This window comes from Trichocoleus sp. ST-U1 (assembly GCF_039961835.1).
Taxonomy (GTDB): domain Bacteria; phylum Cyanobacteriota; class Cyanobacteriia; order Cyanobacteriales; family FACHB-T130; genus FACHB-T130.
This window is the reverse complement of the sequence record NZ_JAMPJZ010000001.1, coordinates 189,647-211,243: the sequence shown is the minus strand read 5'-3', so window position 1 is coordinate 211,243 and position 21,597 is coordinate 189,647. Positions and strand designations below refer to the sequence as shown.

The 21,597-nt window shown below is 48.2% G+C and carries 18 protein-coding genes; 9 read left to right on the top strand and 9 right to left on the bottom strand.

The features are described from left to right. Positions 1-21 precede the first annotated feature (21 nt). The gene (locus NDA06_RS00980; RefSeq protein WP_190984705.1) at positions 22-2,001 is read left to right on the top strand and encodes a long-chain fatty acid--CoA ligase; all 1,980 of its coding nucleotides are present in this window, start codon (positions 22-24) and stop codon (positions 1,999-2,001) included. A gap of 137 nt (positions 2,002-2,138) precedes the next feature. Next, positions 2,139-2,588, top strand: coding sequence for a YlqD family protein (locus tag NDA06_RS00975; RefSeq protein ID WP_190414598.1), 450 nt, complete (start codon positions 2,139-2,141; stop codon positions 2,586-2,588). Positions 2,589-2,662: 74 nt separating this feature from the next. Here NDA06_RS00975 and NDA06_RS00970 read toward each other — a convergent pair whose 3' ends face one another. Beyond that, entirely contained in the window at positions 2,663-3,178 is a 516-nt protein-coding gene (locus NDA06_RS00970; RefSeq protein ID WP_190527695.1) for a hypothetical protein, read from the bottom strand. Between the two features lie 198 nt (positions 3,179-3,376). Between NDA06_RS00970 and NDA06_RS00965 the strand changes: the two genes are divergently transcribed. Then, a complete protein-coding gene (locus NDA06_RS00965; protein ID WP_190984706.1) occupies positions 3,377-4,714 on the top strand; it encodes a dihydrolipoamide acetyltransferase family protein in 1,338 nt (445 codons plus the stop codon). Between the two features lie 75 nt (positions 4,715-4,789). Here NDA06_RS00965 and NDA06_RS00960 read toward each other — a convergent pair whose 3' ends face one another. The 3 genes from NDA06_RS00960 to NDA06_RS00950 form a co-directional block, all read right to left on the bottom strand. Further along, entirely contained in the window at positions 4,790-5,338 is a 549-nt protein-coding gene (locus NDA06_RS00960; protein WP_190984707.1) for a Uma2 family endonuclease, read from the bottom strand. A 161-nt stretch (positions 5,339-5,499) separates the two neighbouring features. Beyond that, complete coding sequence (locus NDA06_RS00955) at positions 5,500-7,347, bottom strand: AAA-like domain-containing protein (protein WP_190984708.1); 1,848 nt, start codon at positions 7,345-7,347, stop codon at positions 5,500-5,502. Continuing rightward, positions 7,347-8,729, bottom strand: coding sequence for an AAA-like domain-containing protein (locus NDA06_RS00950; RefSeq protein ID WP_190984709.1), 1,383 nt, complete (start codon positions 8,727-8,729; stop codon positions 7,347-7,349). Before NDA06_RS00950 ends, NDA06_RS00955 begins: the two co-directional genes overlap by 1 nt. A gap of 196 nt (positions 8,730-8,925) precedes the next feature. Between NDA06_RS00950 and NDA06_RS00945 the strand changes: the two genes are divergently transcribed. Next, the gene (locus tag NDA06_RS00945) at positions 8,926-9,945 is read left to right on the top strand and encodes a M23 family metallopeptidase (protein ID WP_190984710.1); all 1,020 of its coding nucleotides are present in this window, start codon (positions 8,926-8,928) and stop codon (positions 9,943-9,945) included. A 132-nt stretch (positions 9,946-10,077) separates the two neighbouring features. Further along, on the top strand, positions 10,078-11,760 hold the full coding sequence (locus tag NDA06_RS00940; protein ID WP_190984711.1) for a GspE/PulE family protein: 1,683 nt from the start codon (positions 10,078-10,080) through the stop codon (positions 11,758-11,760). Positions 11,761-11,832: 72 nt separating this feature from the next. Here NDA06_RS00940 and NDA06_RS00935 read toward each other — a convergent pair whose 3' ends face one another. After that, positions 11,833-12,210, bottom strand: a complete 378-nt coding sequence (locus tag NDA06_RS00935) for a hypothetical protein (protein ID WP_199323962.1) — start codon at positions 12,208-12,210, stop codon at positions 11,833-11,835. Between the two features lie 2 nt (positions 12,211-12,212). Continuing rightward, positions 12,213-12,422: a hypothetical protein gene (locus NDA06_RS00930; protein ID WP_190984712.1), complete on the bottom strand. Its 210-nt coding sequence runs from the start codon at positions 12,420-12,422 to the stop codon at positions 12,213-12,215. A gap of 277 nt (positions 12,423-12,699) precedes the next feature. Here NDA06_RS00930 and NDA06_RS00925 point away from each other — a divergent pair, with 277 nt between their 5' ends. The 3 genes from NDA06_RS00925 (at position 12,700) to NDA06_RS00915 (ending at position 14,913) form a co-directional block, all read left to right on the top strand. Continuing rightward, positions 12,700-12,939: a helix-turn-helix transcriptional regulator gene (locus NDA06_RS00925; RefSeq protein WP_190414591.1), complete on the top strand. Its 240-nt coding sequence runs from the start codon at positions 12,700-12,702 to the stop codon at positions 12,937-12,939. Further along, entirely contained in the window at positions 12,911-13,051 is a 141-nt protein-coding gene (locus NDA06_RS00920; RefSeq protein WP_348251669.1) for a hypothetical protein, read from the top strand. The genes NDA06_RS00925 and NDA06_RS00920 overlap by 29 nt, the downstream gene beginning before the upstream one ends. A gap of 149 nt (positions 13,052-13,200) precedes the next feature. Then, positions 13,201-14,913, top strand: coding sequence for a DUF262 domain-containing protein (locus NDA06_RS00915; RefSeq protein ID WP_190536080.1), 1,713 nt, complete (start codon positions 13,201-13,203; stop codon positions 14,911-14,913). A gap of 195 nt (positions 14,914-15,108) precedes the next feature. Here NDA06_RS00915 and NDA06_RS00910 read toward each other — a convergent pair whose 3' ends face one another. Together NDA06_RS00910 and NDA06_RS00905 are read right to left on the bottom strand one after the other, a co-directional pair. Continuing rightward, on the bottom strand, positions 15,109-18,291 hold the full coding sequence (locus tag NDA06_RS00910; RefSeq protein WP_190984713.1) for an efflux RND transporter permease subunit: 3,183 nt from the start codon (positions 18,289-18,291) through the stop codon (positions 15,109-15,111). A gap of 77 nt (positions 18,292-18,368) precedes the next feature. After that, positions 18,369-19,721, bottom strand: coding sequence for an efflux RND transporter periplasmic adaptor subunit (locus NDA06_RS00905; RefSeq protein ID WP_190984714.1), 1,353 nt, complete (start codon positions 19,719-19,721; stop codon positions 18,369-18,371). 186 nt (positions 19,722-19,907) lie between these two features. On the opposite strand from NDA06_RS00905, the gene NDA06_RS00900 reads away from it, so the two are divergent. Continuing rightward, positions 19,908-20,915, top strand: a complete 1,008-nt coding sequence (locus NDA06_RS00900) for a zinc-dependent alcohol dehydrogenase family protein (RefSeq protein ID WP_190984715.1) — start codon at positions 19,908-19,910, stop codon at positions 20,913-20,915. Positions 20,916-20,928: 13 nt separating this feature from the next. Here NDA06_RS00900 and NDA06_RS00895 read toward each other — a convergent pair whose 3' ends face one another. Beyond that, positions 20,929-21,540, bottom strand: coding sequence for a hypothetical protein (locus NDA06_RS00895; protein WP_190984716.1), 612 nt, complete (start codon positions 21,538-21,540; stop codon positions 20,929-20,931). Positions 21,541-21,597: the final 57 nt, after the last annotated feature.

Genomic DNA, 21,597 nt, shown 5'->3' with positions numbered 1-21,597 from the left:
GATTGCAGCGATTAATAGAATATGTCGAAAGCCCCTAGTTCCTTCCAACTCAGCGAGCGAGACCGTGCTAACCTTAGCCGCATGGTAGATTACAGTTCGGTGGAATCTCTACCGGCTATCTGGCAGCTAGCGCGATCGCACTTTGGTAATACCATTGCCCTCCGAGATCCCCACGCTCAACCAGAGGTAGTTGTAACTTACACCCAATTAGCTCAGCAAATTCAACAGTTTGCCGCTGGGTTGCAGGCATTAGGAGTACAGCCAGAATCTCGCCTTGCCCTGATTGCCGATAATAGTCCGCGCTGGTTTATTGCCGACCAAGGGGCGATGACCGCTGGGGCAGTTGATATCGTCCGTAGCTCTCAGGCAGAGCGGGAAGAGTTACTATTTATACTGGCAGATAGCGGCAGCACTACTTTAGTGGTGGAAGACCTGAAGACGCTGAAAAAACTTAGGGAACGCCTTAATGACCTCCCGATTCAGCTAGTCGTCTTGCTCTCCGATGAAGAACCCCCCGAAGAATCCACTCTGAAAACGCTGAACTTCTCTGGAGTCATGGCAGCAGGGGCAAATCAATCCTTGCAGCCGGTGAAGCAAAACCGAGAAATGCTGGCGACGCTCATTTATACTTCTGGTACGACCGGCAAGCCGAAAGGCGTGATGCTAACGCATGGCAACCTGCTCCATCAGATTACCAACTTGGGAACCATCGTTCAGCCGCGACCAGGCGAACCTGTCCTGACGATTCTCCCCACTTGGCACAGCTTCGGGCGCACTGGCGAATACTTTTTCCTCTCCCACGGTTGCACCCAGATTTACACGAGCATTCGCCACATCAAAAAAGACTTTAAAGAATTCCAACCCCATTATTTAATTGCTGTCCCTCGACTGTGGGAGTCTATCTACGAAGGCGTCCAGAAGCAGTTCCGCGAACAACCTGCAAACAAGCAGAAACTGGTTAAAAATCTGCTAAGCATTAGTCAGCGCTACATTGAAGCTCGCCGTACTTGGCAAAACTTGCGCTTACAACCTCAACCTCCCTCCATGCAAGAACGGCTATTAGCTGGAAGCCAAATGGTTGCTTTGGCTCCTGCCCATGCGCTTGCCGAGAAATTAGTGTATGGAAAAGTCCGAGAAGCCACCGGAGGCAAATTAAAGTACGTCATCAGTGGCGGCGGCTCCCTCGCCATGCACCTGGAAAACTTCTTTGAAATTATTGGACTTGAGGTGCTGGTGGGCTACGGTCTTACAGAAACATCCCCCGTCTTAACAGCTCGTCAGTCTTGGTGCAATTTGCGGGGTTCATCTGGGCGATTTCTGCCAGGGACGGAAATTAAAATTGTTGACCCCGAAACCCGCAAACCCCTTCCGGCTGGGAGTCGCGGTCTAGTTTTAGCACGAGGGCCACAAGTGATGCAGGGATATTATCAAAATCCCCAAGCGACTGCCAAGGCAATTGACTCTGAAGGTTGGTTTGATAGCGGCGACTTGGGTTGGCTAACAGAGGCGAATGACTTAGTGCTGACAGGTCGGGCGAAGGATACGATAGTTTTAACTAACGGCGAAAACATCGAACCCCAGCCGATTGAAGATGCCTGTCTGCGGAGTCCTTATATTGACCAAATTGTGCTGGTGGGTCAAGATGAGCGATCGCTTGGTGCTTTAATTGTGCCCAATCTGGAAGCTTTGCAAAAGTGGGCAGCAGATAACAATCTGCACTTGCGGCTTCCAGAGGAAACTTCCTCACCCAGCAATCTCCCTACTGCATCCACTCAAGAAATTGACCTGAATAGTAAGATTGTTCAGGAATTATTCAAGAAAGAATTAAATCGGGAGGTGCAAAATCGCCCTGGTTATCGCCCAGATGACCGGATAAGTCTCTTCAAGCTAATTCTGGAGCCGTTCTCCATTGAAAATGGCATGATGACCCAGACGTTGAAAATCCGCCGACCTGTCGTAATGGAACGCTACCGCGATATGATCGACGGGATGTTTGCCTGATTTGGTCGGAAAGTTGGAAAAAAGTCTGAAGGATGAAGTGTAGTGCGAACTACACACACCGCCTTCATCCTTTAGCTCTCACCCTGAGCGCCTTTCCTACAAACCTTTACTCTTTAATTTTTCCAAGCAAAACGGATATGGATGTTTCTCAATCACACCTGCTGCTGAAGCGACCCGTTACAATCAAGGCCGTTGTTACTCCTCGTTGGAAAGAGGAAGCACAGCAGCAACTCCAGGCGCAAATTAACCAGCTTGACTCTCAGTTGCAACAGCTTGAAATGCAAGGACAGCGGGCAATCTCAGAAATTCAAAAGCAGAATCTGCAACCCCCTGGCCCTCAAGTGATGCAACAAATTGACAATATCCAAATCCAGGTTAATCAAAAGAAAAGCGAACTGCTTGAGCAGAAAAATCAACTTCTGCAACAGTTGCAACAAGTGCAGCTGATAGAACTCAACGACGAAGTGAATCACGGTCAGATTGAAGGCTTCTTTAAAGTAGAGCCGGGAGATAATCTGATTCAAAAAATGCAGGTAGAAATTCTCCTGCGCGATGGAATTGTGGAAGAAATTCGCGGGGAAATTTAATGCGAATGGTTAATGGCGAATGGCGAATGGGTAATTCGGAGATTGCCATTCGCCATTCGTCGATATGGGGGCATCTACTGACAATTTTGAGTTGACCAATCTTGATGACCTCGCCCCACATGACACTTGACTTGGGAACCAGCCCATGCCAATTTCCATTCCTTGGGTGTTTGAGCTGATGGGGAGGTCGGCACTAATTCAACACGATGCCTGATAGCACCGACAGAATCATCTGCAACGCCGGTTTGGGTAATCGTTACAACCGCTAGATTTTGTTGCGGATACTCAAGCGTAACTTCCCGCGTTCCCCCCTCGGATTCAGTTTGACCGAAGTGAGCAATTGCGATCGCTTTGGGGTCAGTTCCCTTCAAAGAGTTAGCGGACTTAATCTCTTGTAGCGGTATCGGTTTATACTTAGTTCGCTCAGCTTCTGCTACAGGTGCATTTTGGCTTACCTGTTGGGAGGATGGCTCAACACTTGGACTGCTGGCAGGCGTGGGAGTTGATTGAGTGCTGTTGCTGATGCTGCAAGCACTCAAGCCCAGTGCCATACCGACTAACACCACGAGGGATTTAAACTTGCCAGACATCGTTATAATAGAGAGTTTGAATTAGTTTTCTCTATCCAATTCTATTCAGCAGCACCAACGTCCGGAGAATTCGGCGTTGAAGGATACAAACTCAATAGACTGTTGTAGAGTCGGATAGTTGTAATGACCATCGGTCAAGATACAATTCAATCTGGCTTTAATCTTGTTTATATAGACTGTCGATTCGGAAGACACCCCATGATTCACGAAGTTTTCATGCCCGCCCTTAGTTCCACCATGACCGAAGGCAAAATTGTCTCCTGGGTCAAATCTCCCGGCGACAAAGTGGAAAAAGGCGAAACCGTGGTGGTTGTCGAGTCGGATAAAGCTGATATGGATGTGGAGTCCTTCTACGAAGGATATCTAGCGACCATTATCGTCCCTGCCGGTGAAGCAGCTCCGGTTGGGGCTGCGATCGCGCTCGTCGCCGAAACCGAAGCCGAAATCGAAACAGCCAAGCAACAGGCTCCTGGTTCTGCCCCCGCAACGCCATCGGTAAACGAATCCGCTCCCGCTCCTGCCCAACCTACCGCAGCCGCAGCCACCGCAGCCCCAGTCCCTGTAGAAACGACACCAGCCGCCGCCCGTCGCAATGGACGCAGCATTGTCTCCCCCCGTGCCCGGAAGTTAGCCAAAGAGCTGGGCGTCGATTTGAGTACCTTGCAAGGCAGTGGCCCCCACGGTCGGATTGTCGCAGAAGATGTGGAAGCATTGGCGAATAAGGGTAAACAACCCGTCGGTACAACTGCTACACCGACAATGACGCCCGTGGCTCCGCCTCCAGTAGCACCCGTCGCACCCGCGTCACCTGCACCCGCCGTTAAACCCGCCGCCGCAGCTACCGTACCCGCCGTTGCCGTTCCCGGTAGCGTGGTCCCCCTCAACACGCTGCAAAACGCCGTGGTGCGGAATATGGTAGCCAGTCTGCAAGTGCCTACCTTCCGCGTCGGTTACACTATCACCACGGATAATCTAGATAAGCTCTACAAGCAGATTAAATCCAAGGGCGTCACCATGACCGGGCTACTTGCGAAAGCAGTAGCCGTAACCTTGCAAAAACATCCCTTGGTGAATGCCAGCTTCTCAGACCAGGGAATTCATTATCACAGTGCGATTAACGTTGCTGTAGCTGTGGCAATGGATGGCGGCGGCTTAATTACGCCAGTTCTGCAAAATGCCGACCAGCAGGATATTTACTCTCTATCTCGCACCTGGAAAGATTTAGTCGAACGCTCCAGAAGCAAGCAACTGCAACCCACAGAATACAGTTCTGGCACCTTTACCCTCTCGAATTTGGGGATGTATGGCGTAGACAAGTTTGATGCCATCTTGCCACCGGGAACCGGGGCTATTTTAGCAATTGGCGCGTCGCGTCCTCAAGTCGTCGCCACGGAAGACGGGATGATGGGAGTGCGCCGACAGATGCAGGTAAATCTTACCGCCGACCACCGAATTATCTACGGTGCCGATGCCGCTGCTTTCCTGCAAGATTTGGCAAAATTGATTGAAACCAATGCCCAATCTTTAACTCTCTAATTCAACCTTCTAAAAAGGGTGGGCAGTGCCCACCCTTTTTACTTTTTGACTTTTAAAAATTAAATAATCCACACCTCACCCCAATAATTCATCAACTGCCACGCTGAACCCTTGTAGCACAACTTGAGTGCTAGCAACCTCTCCAGAAATAAATACAAGTCGCTGATTTTGAGTAACTACAATAATCCAAAGATTATCAGGAAACACTAGCCAAACTTCCTCAGCACCAGACTGTAGATATTCTTGAGATTTAGCAATTACATCTTCAGCAATATCCGTAGGCGAAACAATTTCAGCACTTAGTGGGAAACTCTGGGGAAATACAGCAGGTTCGCCAAACTGGTTAATTAGTTCTGCTGTCAGATAAGCAACATCTGGAGAACGTCCCTGCTGATTAGTGCGACAAGGAACCTCTGTATAAACTTGTCCTCCTTGTCCGCTGGAGTTTTTGTAACTTCTCCAGTAAAAGTACACATTACCCTGAATCCGACTATGCTTGAGTGTCACTCCGTTTTTCTCCACCAATTCTCCATCCACCCACTCTGTATTATCAGGAGGATTGAGCAGCCAATCTTCTAGGGAAAAAATTTTTGATTTACTTGATACATCTGTAGAACGTATCATTAATCTATATCTTCCTTAACGGTACTTAACTTACAGCCATTATTGCCTAACTGACCACAGGATTACATACGTCGCTGATACATCTGTGTTCCTGCAAGATTTGGTCAATATTGATTGAAACTAATCAATAATCTCAAACTCATAGCATCAGTTGTTGCGTATCAACGAAGCTTTATCTGAGAAAGCGGTAAATCTACGTCAAAGTTGGTAAGAAATTCAATTTTATCTGGTTCATCTTTATTTGGGTTTATATCAGTCAACGTAAATTTAAATGAACAAACAGGTTGCTCCCACGGAAATATGGGGTATGGGAAGTCTATATAGTTTTTGCCAGAGGTAGAAGTCCAAATACGCTTTTCACCAGTTATTTCTCCGGCGTTGTTACACTTTTTTGCTACCCAACGAACAGTAGCCGCCGAGTCTCCGCTAATCAAGTTAACATAAAAGCCGCCTATTCCCTTGAGATTACTCGGCTTGTTATAACCGCCAAATGTACACTTTATCTGCTTTAGATCGCATCTCTCAGGCTTTTCAGACTTAGGCCAACTTACAAATTGCACCTTTGGCAGTAATACTATGGCTGCTATCATAACTGAGAAAATTACAGATGATACAACCAATGCTGTGCGAATTATCCGCTTGGCTTTATGTTGCGCCTCAGTCAATGTCTGATTAGCCTCAGCCAATATATGACTTGCTTGTTTTTCTGCTTCTAAAGCTTTTTGCAATTCTTTTTTATCGAATTCTTGGCTGGCAGCTAAAAATTGATAATCTTGCTCACTAAGACTTTTCCCCGTTGTCCAAGCTAGTGCTTCTTGCAATGCCTGTCCGCGCAACAAGCGGGATTCATCTTGACAATTGGCAGCTAACCAGGCTGAAATCGCTTCCGCATAAGGTCGCAGCTCTGCTAACGCCTTTTCAACCCACGTATGGTCAAAAACAGCTTCATAAATGCGGTTGTAAACTCTTAATTTCCCCGGCTCCTTAACTACCAATCCCGACAGCCGCAACTCCATTTGTGCCAAACTGTCATTGGCTGTAATTTGTCCCTGTTGTAGTATTTGTTGATAGAGTCTCAGCATCTGGCTGGTGCGCTGTTTACGGTTCAGAATGCGATCGCGTATCGTCCTCAAATGCTCTGGCTCATCCTGGAATTCCCAATTTTCAATTACTTGTGAGCGCACTAACTTTTCAACCCATTTAACCTCACTACCTTCTGGAATGGAGGAGTCAGAACTGAGAATAAGTTTACACAGCTTTTGGATGAGAAAAGGTTGACCACCCGTCCAATTCCATACCTCTCTTAGCACCACTTCGGGGTTGTCTACATTCCTCACTAATCCGTGAGCTAACAGTTGGGCTTCATCTAATCGAAAGCCATTTAGTTCAATCGCTTGACCAATATTAAAAGGCGTGCGGTTTTTATCTTGAATTAAATCAGATGGTGTTGCTACCCCCAGCAGAGCAAAAGTGAGGCGTTTATATTCTGGATTATCAACACGCTGGTTATAGCAAGCGCGGATAACTGTAAAAAAATCATCCTTGAAATCTAATCTGAGAACGCTATCAATTTCATCGATAAAAATGACAACGTTTTGACGAACCTCCGCCAGCAGTACCTCCTGGATAAATTCACTAAATTGCTGTACCGGAGCCAGAGCGTTCCGATCGCTCCACCAAGTCTTCCAATTGATTTTTTCCGAGAGTTGAAAACTACTTACTAAACGGTAAACAATCCCCTTATACCACTGCGCTTGGGTGACAGAGCTACCAATCCGCGTCAGATCAATTGCCGCACAAGCAAATCCTTCTTGTTGCAGCCTCTGCATTGTTCGTACCCGCAAGCTAGACTTCCCCATTTGGCGAGAGTTCAGCACATAACAAAATTCCCCTGCCTTCAAACTCTGATAAAGATAATGATCTGCCTGTCGCTCCACATAAGTCAGAGCATCAGTTGATAGGCTCCCTCCAACTTGATATTCGTAGACTCGGTTTGGTGCGGTGTTCATCAAGTGACTGCGAGGCGATCGCAAAAATACTGTCGATACAAGTTACACTGGATTGTTAATTCATTGCCTTGCAAGTTAACTAATCCCATACTGTGTAATTTATAGGTTGATTCCGAATCTAATCTGACTGAGCTAGTTGCGGTAACTACCTTTTTGAAGGCTATAGCCAGCTCCGGATGCTGTAGTAAATGCGATAAGTGTTTCCGTAGATGATTCCGATAAATTCCAGCTTCTGTGGGAGCTGTTTGCAAAAGTTGCTCAAGTGTAACATCTGGATGACTTCTGAGGTGAGAGAGAGCCTGCTGCACCAACAAGGGATGCCCTCCCACCATGTCGATTAGCTGTTGAACCTGAGCGGTGTTCCAATTTAGTTGATGCCGAGCCGCAAAATCTTGCACTTGCTCCTCACTAAACTCTGGCAACTCTATCTCCTCTCCTACATTAAAAGGGGATTGATCGATATTCAGTGAAATGTAAACTTCCGTGGAGTATGCCACCACTAAGCGTAGTTTTTGCCAGATTTCAATAAATTTTCCATCTTCATGCCAAGCTCGCAGTAGGGGAAAAAAATCTTGTGCGACTGCAAGGTGTGGGAAAACTCGATCGACGTTATCTAAGCCCAATACCAGTGGCCTGTCTATTTTAGCTAGCAGACACTCTTCCAAGTAAGCCGTACAGTTATCGTTGCTACTCAAACCCTCATCCGATTCATAATTATCTACCTGATGATATTGCTGTAGCTGCCGACCAATGCTGGTGCAGAACCAGCGTAAGAATTTGTCTAGGTTTTTGATATCTGCTTCATTCGCTCGTAGAAGACTTAAACGTACTGTTTGGTAGCCCTGAAACTGTACTTGAGCGAAAATCCTATTCATCAGCAATGTTTTGCCCATTCCTTTAGCTGCTTTGAGCCGGATGAGGGAACCGGGCTGCAAAAGCTTCTCATAGCACACAGATTCGATGGGCGGTCGTTCCACATAAATTAATGTTATTGCTTCTGTCTCCTCTTGAGTTGGGTTAGCGCTTCCGCTTTCCGTACCCACCAAATTTGGCTCTAGCGCTGACTGCTGGATTGTATCTAGAACTGAATCTTGAGCGCTGGAGATTTTTTCTGAATGTTGCGCTTTCCATCTGCGCTCTAGTGCTGCTCGAAAGTTCCCTCTTGTGATCCTTTCGCCTAATACATCTGAGAGTAGCTTCCACAAATCAGAGGCAACATCCTTTATGTGACCCTCAGTTAGGTGACAAGAGTCTGCAACTTTTAGGTACTTTTGACCTTGCCAAGCCCCTCGAAATATAGTCTTTTGCAGGTCATTCAGGCGTTTTCCAGTCTGGGCAAAAACTAATTCGTCTGTAAGTTTTAAAGCAGCTTCAATATCCATAACTTAAGGCAGATGCCATGCTTTTTCCTCAGTCTAATCCGACCTTTCCGACTTTTTCCGACCAACCCAGCTAATTCCGACTTTCTCGACTAAATTACGTCGTAAAACTCCCTACTTTACCCGACTGCAAAGTCTTTGAGCCATTTGCAATATTTAGATTGTTGGACTTTCAACCCTTGTTAATCAGGACGTGATTATGCCTATTATCAACCCAATACTCACAGTGCTCGCCGGAGTTTCTATTGGTGTCAACAGCCTGACTCCAGGTGTAGGACTGCCAAACACTATCACATCAATCAACAGAACAGCGAATGCAATCAGCCAGTCGATGCTGATTGTCCAAACACTTCCTTGTAATACAGTCACTACGGTTAGTCCCCCCTTCTCCGCCACAACACGGTCATATCCTGTAAACGTTCGTCCTGGGCGTTCGATCAGCTCAGGCTTCATAAAACAGTTGCCAGCTAACCAAACTTTCCGCTTTAGTGAGTGGGGTTACGGTCAGGAAATCCTGGATACAGGATATAATCCTCCACGACCTGATGCACGGTGGTATAAGCTCCAAGGAGAAGACGGCTGGGTTTCCAGTGCCGTAGTGAATGATGGTGCTGATGCGCCTAAATCTAGCCCAACTTGCACTGGTAACACTATACCCATCACAATAAGTACATATCTGAACCGATTATATAGCTCATCAGGCGGTGTGCAGAGCAACGCTTACTCACCACCAAATCATATGGGGATTGACAGTGTATCTCCAGATCCAATGGTGGACGTTCAAGTTGGAAACGTAACACTGAAAGGCAAAGGTAATGTGCGCGCTCTTGTTGGCGGTAAAGTCTTGAGAGTAAGGCAAGGCTTGAAAGATCGATCGGGCAATCCAGCCGATAACTCTGTGGTTAGTATCTGGAACCCTGACCTCAAAACACTATTTGTGTATCTACACTTTGCTAAGGTGAACGTGACACAAGGGCAATGGATTAACCCCGGTGATGTCATAGGAATAGAAGGCCGGACTGGCTGGACTGTGGGCAATCCAGCTATTCATACTCACTTGGAAGTTCATCCTCACCCTGACCTCGCCGCTGGTCAGGAGCCATCTACTAACCTATCTGGAGTTGTGCCTAACCCAGCCAACTCTAACAAAGTCCAGAATCCATTGGACACTCTAATCAGAGCCTCAAAAGAGGGAATTTTAGACAAAACATACCGTTGAGCTGTAATGGTAAAGAGTGATCGCACCCTCTAATTAATGTATTGGCGATCGCTTCTGATGTCACACAGCGATCGCCTAAGTTAGGCTGGTGTAGTCTCAACCCCAGCTGTCGATTTTTCGCTGGAAACAAGAATGCAAACCTCCCCTCCTGCTTCATCCGCTTGGCAACGGCTGAAAAATCGTGAAATTAACTGTGAAGAAGCGCTAAAACTCCTGGTAGACGAGCAAGGAACGCTCCACTTAGCTCTGCTGGATCGGGAAGTTAGTTACCGATTTTTTCGAGAATTTCCAGATCGAAAGTTTTTGCCTCCGGTAGTTCCGCTGCTGCTGTGGCGAAACTGTTACTACCTGGGAAGTCCGATGGCTCTTTCTCTGGAGGCGATTAGAGAACTGAGCGATCGCACCTTTACCGAGATCAAAATTATCCCGATTGCGGACAAGAGCTATCGCACCTGGTATCACACCCAAAACCTAGACCCCAAGCGCATTTCCTCAACTCCCTTAGTGAATCCTCTCACGGGTGAGCAAGAGCAAGAAAACATCAGCGAAACAACTGAGCTATACCTCTCCAAAGCAGTTGACCAAATTGGGCGGCTCAAAACCCTAATTTCCGGGGCATTGCGGAACCGCGCCAGCGATATCCACATGGAACCCGCGCCAGAAGGCTTGAGAGTCCGCTATCGCATTGATGGCGTCTTGCGGGATATTACCACTCTGCCAGTCGATGTCAGCCGCAAGGTCATCGTCGCCCTCAAAGTCATGTCTGAAATCGACATCGCCGAAAGCCGCCGCCCCCAGGATGGACGGATTGGAGAGAAATATGCTTCCGGCGAAGAATTAGAACTGGGAATGGATATGCGCGTCAGTACCCTTCCCTGCGTGGGTGGGGAAAAAGCGGTAATTCGCTTACTACCGCGCAAAAACCCCTTTTCTAAAATCCAAAACTTGGGATTCACTCCCACAACTCTCGAAACCTACAAAAGCTGGTTGGAACAGCCGCAGGGGATGATTATCCTCACCGGCCCGACAGGGAGTGGTAAAACCAGTACGCTGTATACCAGTCTGCAATCCGTCGCCAGGGAACACGTCAATGTGGTGACGGTAGAAGACCCCGTAGAGTACATTTTGCCCCGCATCACCCAAACCCAGGTCAATGAAGCAGCGGGAATGACCTTTGCGGCAGGCTTGAGATCAATTTTGCGACAAGACCCGGATATTATCATGGTGGGAGAAATCCGCGACCACGAAACCGCAGAAACCGCAGTTCGGGCGGCGCTAACGGGTCACTTAGTTTTTACCACGCTGCACACGAACGATGCTCCCGGTGCGATTCCCCGGATCAAAGATATTGGCCCAGATCCTGGCTTAATTAGTGATGCTCTCTTGGGAATTGTGGCTCAGCGCTTGGTACGACGAGTCTGTCCTCACTGTGCGGCACCCTATAAGCCAACGGAGAAGGATTTGCAGGTACTGAGTTTAGAGCCAAGTCAAGCAAATTCAACCACTTGGCGAAAGGGTAAGGGCTGCTCCAAGTGTTTCAATTCTGGCTATCTGGGGCGAGAGGCAATTGTTGAGTTGCTGGACATCGATGATACGGTGCGCGAAATTATCTATGACGGCACGATGACGCAGCTGAATCGCTACCTACGGGAAATCAAATTTTTCTCTTTCGGGATGGCAGCGGTGGAAAAGGTAACAAATGGGATCACAACGGTTGAGGAAGTGTTGCGCGTGCTACCCCGCAGTGCCTTCTCGCGCCGCAAGTCTATGGGGGGAAGCCGCACGGAACAGTTTACGCCGTTGGGGGTGGGATAGCGATCGCGCTCTTGCGGTAAGGCTGCATAAGCTTCGCTCTTGCGCTTCCCCAAAGGTACTATTTTGCTTACTTTATGCGGCGCTTTCCTTTCCTGGTAAGCTGCCCAGATAGGCTCGGCGTTTTACCCAAAGTTGGCGGAGGTCTTCAATCATCTCTTGGTAGTAGTCAGAGAATTTCTGGCTGTCTTCTTTAATCTGAAGTCCGAGTTGTTGCAGCGCGGTTGGGGTGTGGCACGTTTGAAATAAAAGCGCGATGGCATCCCACCAGAGTCGCAATTGACGATAACTGACAAATTGTCCGCCGCGATCTGTGCGATGAACAAAAAGGACATTTTGCCAACACTCGAATCGCACAATGAAGGATTCTGGTATTTTCAGGTATTTCGCCAAGAGTGTAACAGTGAGGCGAAATGTCTTTGGCGGTTGAATCCGGCGAAACAACGTTGTCATAATCAATTCACTCCAGGTTTGGCTATTGAGTCACTGGTTTCTGGCGCGGTGTCAAACATGATGGAGTAGGGAACGTTTGAAGTATTCGCTTTGAGGATTTGCAGATGCGCTTCGGCATCGCTGCGACGACGAAAACGGGCGATAATCAGCGATCGCATATTCGGAAGCGATCGCACGATGCACCACGGATGTAGCTTGGAGTAATACGTCATAAGACTCTCCCAGTCATAGCTGCGAGTTACTTAGTTATGGGTTTTGAATGGATATTTACAAGGCTGTCGCTAACAAACCCAGCCAAAGATAGCGATCATGCGATCGCGTGACAGTTATGTAAGAAACTAAAGTCAGGGCAGGCATCAAAGAAAGTCGGACGGCAATTTAGCTAGATGGTAGCTTTTTAAGTTACCTGCTCATTTATAGTCCCTTACTTATCCAAACACGCTTGTAATTATTTTGTCAAGTCTGCTTGGATAAGCTTGTTTGGAAAGTATGACAGAAGAACGACAGCAAGAGCGAGAGTCTCCTTTAAGGCAGCGGAGAGAGGAATTAGGCTTAACTCAAAGAGACATTGCACTGGCTCTGGGTAAGACTGACCAAACAATTAGCAATTGGGAGACAGGTATGTATGAACCAAAGCTCACCCCCCGTGAAATGAAAGCGCTTTGCCGTCTGCTGAAATGGACGCTAGAAGAACTGCCAGATGAGTTTGGCTCATTGCGATCGCAGTGAGGCGCGATCGCAATTTTGGTGTGGAGATGCGATCGCATTTTTGAGGTGTGGATTTCATCGCTCAACACCAGGTAGTAAACGATCTCTCAATACCAATTTTTGGTTTGGTTAATTTTAGTAAGTACTATAAGTACTACTTGATAGACGCGCTCCAGCAAATATGAACAGGCAGAGTTTTATAGGAAACTGGGAATAAATTCCTATAAGTTTCTTTGTGAGTACGCTAACGTTGATAGAGGAGATTTAGCGAGGTTTTTAGAAGTGAAGGCATCGGAAACCAGTGTCCGTATCTTGCTTGAAGGGAGTAAGCAGTTCCAAATTCCGCTGTTTCAAAGGCCTTATTCATGGTCTAAAAAGCAATGGGATGCTCTTTGGGAAGACCTGCTGGAAGTATATAACGAGGCGGAAGATTACCACTTCTTGGGGCCTATTGTTACTCAGTCAGTACCTGGGACTCCTGATGGGGTTTCTCCATTTGATCTTATTGACGGGCAGCAACGCCTCACTACCCTATCTATACTATTGGCTGCGTTGCGGGATCACTTGAAAAAACATGACTCTGACTCCGCAGCGGAACTACATGAACTGTATTTAATTAATAGATTTAAGAAAGGTGAAGCCCGCTATAAAATTTTACCTACGCAAGCAGATCAAGAGGTTTATAAGCAAGTTATTGAGGGGCAAATGAATGGAGATAAAAGTATAATATCTGAAGCCTATAAGTTCTTCTGGGAGCGAATGAAGAATAGCAATTCAGAAGAAGATACTGTCTCTATTGACATTACAAAATTAAAAAATGTGGTTTTGGAGAATATAACGCTGGTCAGCATTACGTTGGATGACCGAGACAATCCATACATTATATTTGAAAGCTTAAATCACAGAGGAGAACCCTTAACTCAGGCGGATTTAATACGTAACTACTTTTTTATGCGGCTTACTGATAAAAACCAAAAGGAAATAGTTTACAAAAAAATATGGCTGCCCCTACAAGATGAGTTTAAAAAGAATGCAGGAGAGGAAAAATACTTAAAAGAACTCACTAGAGCCTTTTGGTGTTACTTACGTAGAGAAGGAGTAGCCACAAGCGAAAATAAGATTTACCAGGAACTAAAGTCACGGCTAGATCAAAAATCCGAACATGAGGTTTTGTCGGTTATCAAAGAATTTGCTCAACTTGCTACGTATTATATACGAATTTCTTTTCCTGAAAATAATGAAAAAAATTCTGGGTTACGGCGGGCATTTGAAAGATTAAAAGAATTAAATTTTAGAAATTGTCATCCTCTCCTGCTCAACCTTTATAGAGACTATGAAAATAAAACACTCTCTTTGCAGCAGTTTGAACAAGCTCTGGGTTATGTAGAGTCCTACTTTGTACGTCGGCTGTTTGGGGATTTGTCTGTTCAATTGATGAACAAAATTTTTACAAATTTATATAAAGATGTCAACAAGCGATTAGAAGAAAAAAAATCTAGTAATTTTGTAATTGCATTACGCGAGGAATTAGCTAGTTTCGATACTAATAACAAGGGTCAAGTTTGGCCTGATGATAATTCGTTTCGCAAGAGCATTATTGAAAACTCTGTGAATGTAAAGGACAGCAGGGTGAAGTTTTTGTTAGCAAGCTTGCAAGAACCGTTGACTAAGTTTCAAGTGAAAACAGAGGATCTTACTCTTGAACACATAATGCCTCAGAAATTGACCCCTGCATGGAAAGCATTGCTAGGAGTCAATGCGGAGGAAATATCTAAAAACTGGCTTCACACATTAGGAAATCTGACTTTGACTCCTCCTTCTTATAACTCAGAAATGTCTAACTCACCCTTTAGTAAAAAATTAGAATACCTCCAGAAAAGCGCTCTAACTTTAGACAATCAATACTTTAAAAATGTAGAAACATGGAACGCCGAGGCAATTCGATGCCGCGCTGAATACTTAGCTAATATTGCAGTTAAGGTTTGGCCTCGATAGGAAGAATCCTCATCGTAAGCCTTATCTTCTAGATAATCACCCCATTTAAATAGCGCTCGCTCAATCTAGCCTCAAGCATCACAGGGCACTCACCCCTTGCCCTTATCATCTACTACACAACAGCGCGATCGCTTCTATAAAATAAAACCCCGTAGGTTGATACTTACGGGGTTTTAGTTGTGAAATGCACTCTAACTACTTTTTACCGACGGGGAATTTATCTTGTTCTGGGTTGGGAGTAGTGGGAAGCGATCGCTTCTCCTGTGACTTTGTTTTACGCACCTCCCCATTTTTGTGCCCGCGTTTTCTGCCAAATCCGCGCTTCGGCAATTGCACAAGCCAGCGCTGCAAGTTGTCCACATAGGTGAATAGTACTGGCACCACCACCAGCGTTAGCAGCGTGGAAGTCGTGAAGCCACCCATCAGGGCGATTCCCATCGGAGCGCGGACTTCAGCCCCCGCACCAATTCCCAAGGCAAGGGGAATCGTTCCCGCAATCGTAGCCAGAGAAGTCATCAAAATCGGTCGCAGACGATCCATCCCAGCGGCGATTAGCGCCTGATATTGCGACTTCCCTTCCGCCTGGTTAATCAAGGTATAGTCCACCAGCAGGATGGAGTTTTTCGTCACAATCCCCATCAGCAGCACAATCCCAATTAGCGCATATAACCCCAACGCTTCTTGGGCAATCATTAAACCCAACAGTGCGCCGCCTAAAGAAAGAGGCAACGCCACCATGATTGTCAGGGGATGGAGGAAATTGTTGTATAGCAGCACCAGGATGGCATAGATACACATAATTGCCAGTCCGATTGCCGAACCAAAGCGACCGAAAATCTCCTGCATAATCTCGGCATCCCCAGCGGATTCCTGCACGACTCCGGGAGGCAGATTTTTGAGGGCAGGTAGCTGTTGCACCGCTTGCACCGCATCTCCTAAAGCAAGACCCTGCAAGTTGGCTTGTACCGACACCTGACGAGCGCGATTAAACCGATCGATTTGCGCCGGACCGCTGCCAAAGCGGATATCTGCCACCGACAGTAAGGGAACCAGATTGCCGTTTTGGCTTGGCACCTGAAGATTTTTGAGCGTGTCAATATCCTGCCGCGCATCGGGATTTATCTGCACTCGAATCGGAATTTGCCGATCGGGGAGGTTAAACTTAGCCAGATTCGCTTCATTGTCGCCAATGGTGGCAAGGGATGCAGTACGCGCGATCGCTTGCACCGTCACTCCCAAATCCGCAGCTCGTGCCGCATCGGGAATAATCAGAATTTCTGGCTTCACCAAACTGGCAGTAGAGGTTGCTTCCACTAAACCGGGCACGCTTCTCATCTGCTTTTCCAGAGCATCCGCTGCCAAGTTCAAAGCTTCCGGGTTTTCACTTTTGAGGACAATTGATAAATCCTTGCCCGCTCCACCGGCTCCCTGGCTTTGGAAACTAATCCGCGCCCCCGGCACTTGGGAGAACTGTTGGCGCATTTGATTCTCAAATTCCTTTTGAGGGATATCCTCTCGTTGTTCCTTCGGCTTTAAGTTGACAAAAAGATTGGCAGTATTGACTTCTGTCGTTGCCAAGACACTCTCAACGGCTGGGCTTTGCTGAATTAACCGAGTTGTCTGCTGTACAACTTTTTTAGTATCTTCCAGCGTCGAACCGGGAGGGAGTTGCACCGCAACTTCCGAGAAACCAATATCCCCGTTATTAAATAATCCCTTGGGGATAAACGGGACTAGCGCCAAACTGCCCAGGAAAAAAGCCAACGCGATCGCCATCGTTGTCAGGCGATGCCGCAAAGCCCACTTCAGCACAAAGCGATACGGTTGAAATCGATTTTTTTTCCGGCTGTTAGCGCCGTTCCCGTTCCCATTTCCGGGTAGCTGATTGGCGGGTGAGGTTTTCTTCGGTTTGAGCAAATAAGCGCCCATCATTGGGGTAATCGTCCGCGCCACCAGAGTAGAGAAGATTGTCGAGACAGCAACCGTCACCCCAAACGGCTGGAAAAACTGTCCCGGAATCCCACCCATAAACGCCACTGGCAAAAACACCGCGATAATCGTCGCCGCGCTCGCCAGCACTGCCAAACCCACTTCCGCTGAAGAATCCAAAGCCGCTTGGAAGGGCGTTTTGCCCATATCCATGTGGCGATCCATATTCTCAATTTCAACAACCGCATCATCCACCAAGTTCCCCACCGCCAGCGCCAATGCCAGCAAAGTCATGTTGTTGAGGGTGTAACCCAGCAAATATTGCACGGCAAAGGTAGGCAGCATGGATAACGGCAGTGCCACGGCAGTAATCAACGTGGCACGCCAGTTCCGCAAAAAGATTAGAATCGTCAGCACTGCCAGCAGAGACGCTTGGATCAAGTCATCAATGGTGCCATCGTAGGATTCGCGGATAAAGTCAGCGCGAGTAAAGATGAGTTTTAGCTGGACATCCGTCCCCAGGTTTTTTTGCAGTTCTTCTACTTTCTGGCGTACCCCTTCTTCCACCGTCACCAGAGTGCTGCCAGTGCTACGCAAGACGGAAAAAGACACCACGGGTTGATTATTCAGCAGTGCCGCCTGCCGGGGGTCAGAAGAGCCATCGCGGATTTCTCCCAAAGCGGATAAGGGCACCGAACCCCCGCCCGGAAGGATAATCTCATAGTTTTGCAACGCCTGGACATTCGGCGCACTGCCTAAGGTACGAATGCTTTGTTCGCTCCCGCCTAACTCCGCTCGTCCGCCGGGTAAATTGACGTTGAGGGCGCGGATTTGGTCGTTGACTTGAGTCGCTGTAATGCCTAGAGCTTTCAGACGATCGGGATCGAGATTGACGCGAATTTCGCGGTCAACACCGCCAACCCGCTTGATTTGAGCGACTCCCTCCACCGATAGCAGGGCGCGGCTAATCGTTTCGTCAACCAGATTACTTAATTCTTCTACCGATTTTTGCTTAGAAATGACGGCGTAGTTCATAATCGGCCCACCGGAGAACTCCAGCCGTTGCACGATCGGTTCGTTGATGTCTGCGGGTAAACTTTGGCGAATTTGGGCGACCGCATTGCGGACATCATTCGTCGCGCGATCGCTATCTGTCCCCAATACAAAATTAACGACGGTGGTAGAGACGCCGTCGTTAACTGTTGAATTTAATTGGTCTATATTTCCCAGACCCGCTACAGCATCTTCAATCGGTTTCGTCACCTGAGATTCCAGTTCCGCTGGTCCCGCCCCCGCCTGGGTGACGGTAATCGAAACCGTTGGTAGATCGATATTTGGGTTGATATCAATGCCCAAACCTGTAAAGGAAAACCATCCGACCACGGTCAAAAACAAAAATAAGACCAGGGTAGGAACGGGTTTGCGAATTGACCAGCCGGAAATGTTCATAAAAGGCGAATTAAAAGATTAAAAGATTGCTGATTGCTCGTGGCTAATCGCTGATTATCCTTCGCATTAGCCATTCGCTACTGACCATTGACCACTCGAACTTTGTCGCCTTCTTTGAGATACCCGGCACCGGCAACGACGACGCGATCGCCTGGTTTTAACCCGCTCTTAATCTCCCTTGTGTCCCCGGTCGCCACTTCTCCTAGTTCTACCTTCCGAGCTTGAACCGTGTCTTCACCCGATAGCAGGAATACAATTGCACTACCATCCGGCTGAGGGAGTACCGCCTTAGCAGGCACCGTTACCCCGGTTGTCGTAGTAGTCGTAATTGCGGCACGGGCAAACATCCCCGGTCGTAGGGACAAGCTTTCCCCGCTCGAAGGTTGGGGCAGGTCGATCGTGACGGTTGCTTCACGCCTTTGTGCGTTCACGAGGGGCGCGATTTCTCTGACTCGCCCCTGCAAGCGAACACGGCTATCGTTCTCCGAGGTAATCGTGGCAGGTGCCCCAATTTTTACTTGCGGCAGTTGGATAGCAGGAAGTTGTGCCTCTAGTTCCAGTTGTCCGTTGCGGATGATCGAAAAGAGCGGTTTACTGCCAGAAGTGACATCCCCAATCCGGGCTATTTGCTGAATTTCATCATCTACTTTTGGTCTGGTAACAATGCCTCTAGCCGGAGCGCGAACCTGGGTTTGCCCTAGCTGAGTTTGCAGTTGTTGCAGATTTGCCGCACTGCTCCTGACCTCAGCTTCAGCACTATTGATATTCGCTTGGGCAAGGCGAACCTCTTCTCTCGCGGTTGCGGCAGTGGTGGCGCGAGCATCTAGCTCTTGACGACTAATCGCCCCTGCCTGAGCCAGTTGCTGATAACGCTGGAGATTCCGTTGGGCTTCGGCAAGGGTGGCTCGGCTTTGCGCTAAGGCAGCTTGTCTTTGCCGGACAGCAGCTTGGCTCGATTCTAGCTGTGCCTTTCCCCGATCGAGTTGCGCTTGTAGGACGGAATTATCCAGAACTGCCATTACCTGTCCGGCTTCCACCGTTTGTCCCTCGTCCACCAAAACTCTCTGGATTTGTAAGCCGGTTGTCTGGGACAAAACGGGGATGAGTTCGCGGGCTTCTACTGTGCCGCTGGTTGTCAGCGTGCGGGCGACTTCGGCGGATTGGGCGACAGTTGCAGTGACACTTTGGCTGGGTGGTGCTGCCTGTTGCGTGGCATCTGGCTTCTTCGCAGTCTTAGGCTGTGAAAGCAGTTTCATTCCGCCTGCGGTGAGGGCGATGCCTATCCCTACGCCAAGCGCCACACCCTTCCAACCAGACAGAGCTCTTTTTTTGCGATCGCTCCGCTTCCAGCCGTCGTCGGAGGATTCTTCGTCACCGTCCCAGGTTTCATCTAATTCATCAACTTCTATCTTTTTTGGGGCTTCGTCCATCACCGCGCTCCCTCCACGCTTTCACCTTACTGGCGGCAACCTTTTGCAAAGAAATGTTGCAAGGGCTACTTTTACTATGATGCAAAATTTCCGGAAAAAGATGCGATCGCAATGTGACGCTAGGAACCCAGACTTGCGGTAGAGTTCTCAATAAAAGACCCTTGGCTTAGCAACAAGAACGACCTGATGAAAGCAGTTTTGATGACAGCATCTGGCGCACCGGAAGTCTTGCAACTTCAGGAAGTCCCAAACCCGACGATTGAACAAGACACAGAAATCCTCGTCCGTCTTTGGGCGGCGGGAATCAACCCGATTGACACTAAATTGCGGCAGCGGGGCACCTTCTACCCAGACCAAATGCCCGCTATTTTAGGCTGTGATGGGGCGGGAGTCGTGGAAGCAGTCGGTTCTGGCGTCCAGCGGTTTAAGGTTGGCGACGAAGTGTATTTCTGCGCGGGTGGACTGGGGGCAAAGCTGGGAAATTATGCTCAAATGGCGGTTGTCGATGAGCGATTTGTTGCCAAGAAACCCACCTCTATAAGCTTTGCAGAAGCCGCCGCTGCCCCTCTGGTTCTGATTACCGCTTGGGAAGCCTTATTTGAAAGGGGGCGGCTAGAACCCAAGGAACGGGTGCTGATTCACGCGGGTGCTGGCGGTGTCGGTCACGTCGCCATTCAACTAGCTAAGCTGAAAGGTGCGGAAGTTTGTACTACGGTTAGTTCTCAGGACAAGGCTGATTTTGTCCGCGAATTAGGTGCCGATGAGGTAATTTTTTATCAGCAAACTGACTTTGTACAGGCGGTTCTAGATTGGACTGGAGGAGAGGGCGTAGACTTAGCCTTTGATACGGTGGGCGGGGAAACCTTCTATAAAACGTTCCCCGCCGTGCGGGTTTATAGCGATCTGGTGACGATTCTGGAGCCAGACCCCACTTACTCTAATTGGAAGATTGCGCGATCGCGCAATCTCCGGATTAGCTTTGAATTGATGCTAACCCCTGCATTGCAAGGACTTCTGGAAGCTCAACAGCATCACGCAGAAATTTTAGAACAGTGTGCAACCTGGATTGATGAAGGTTCGCTGAAAATTCACCTGGCTAAAACTTTCCCTCTAGAAGCAGCAGCCGCCGCCCACCAACTGTTGGAAGCCGGATCGATTACAGGTAAAATCGCCTTGGTGATGGAGGGTGAATAAAACGAACCAGCGATCAACCCTCATTGCGTGGCTTCATTAGCTGCAAAAGTGCTGTCAAAGCCTTGTCTTCCGAGGCATTGACCCGGCGATCGAGCAAGGCAATGCTGACCGCTTTGGGAAGTGCGATCGCTGCGATGTCTGGATCGAGTCCTTCCAGCAATTGCTCAAGCGACTGGGGCACTTTCAATGCCGATCTGACACCAAGCAGCATGGGTTCTTCTAAACCGAGTGCCTGAAGCTGACGAGACCAAACCTCCCAGCTGATCCTGACTTCCGGTTCCGCCGCCTGAATCAAATAAGCCAGCAACCGCTGTAGCTTACTTTGTTGCTGGGGCGTTAGCTGAGGCTGGGAATGCTCTTCTGGGTCGGTATCGACCGTTTCTTGGTTAAGGTTGCTGACAATTTGCTGCCAGTCTTGTTTGTCGCACCCTTCGGGTTGGTCTACCGTCAGAGAAATGCTAATTTTTTGGTCTGAACCAGCGTTGAGGTGCGTAACTTGGGCACGTACACCGAGAAAGCCCAGCCACTGGGCAATCGTCCCAATCAGTGTGGAACGAGTTGCCTGACAGCTAGCGAGTAACCGGATTTGAGTGCGAACCATTGGGCGCACGATTTGCGAAAGCATAGTTTACAAGATTGCCTCGATTATTATCTGGTTATTAACGCTTCATCTGCATTGGGT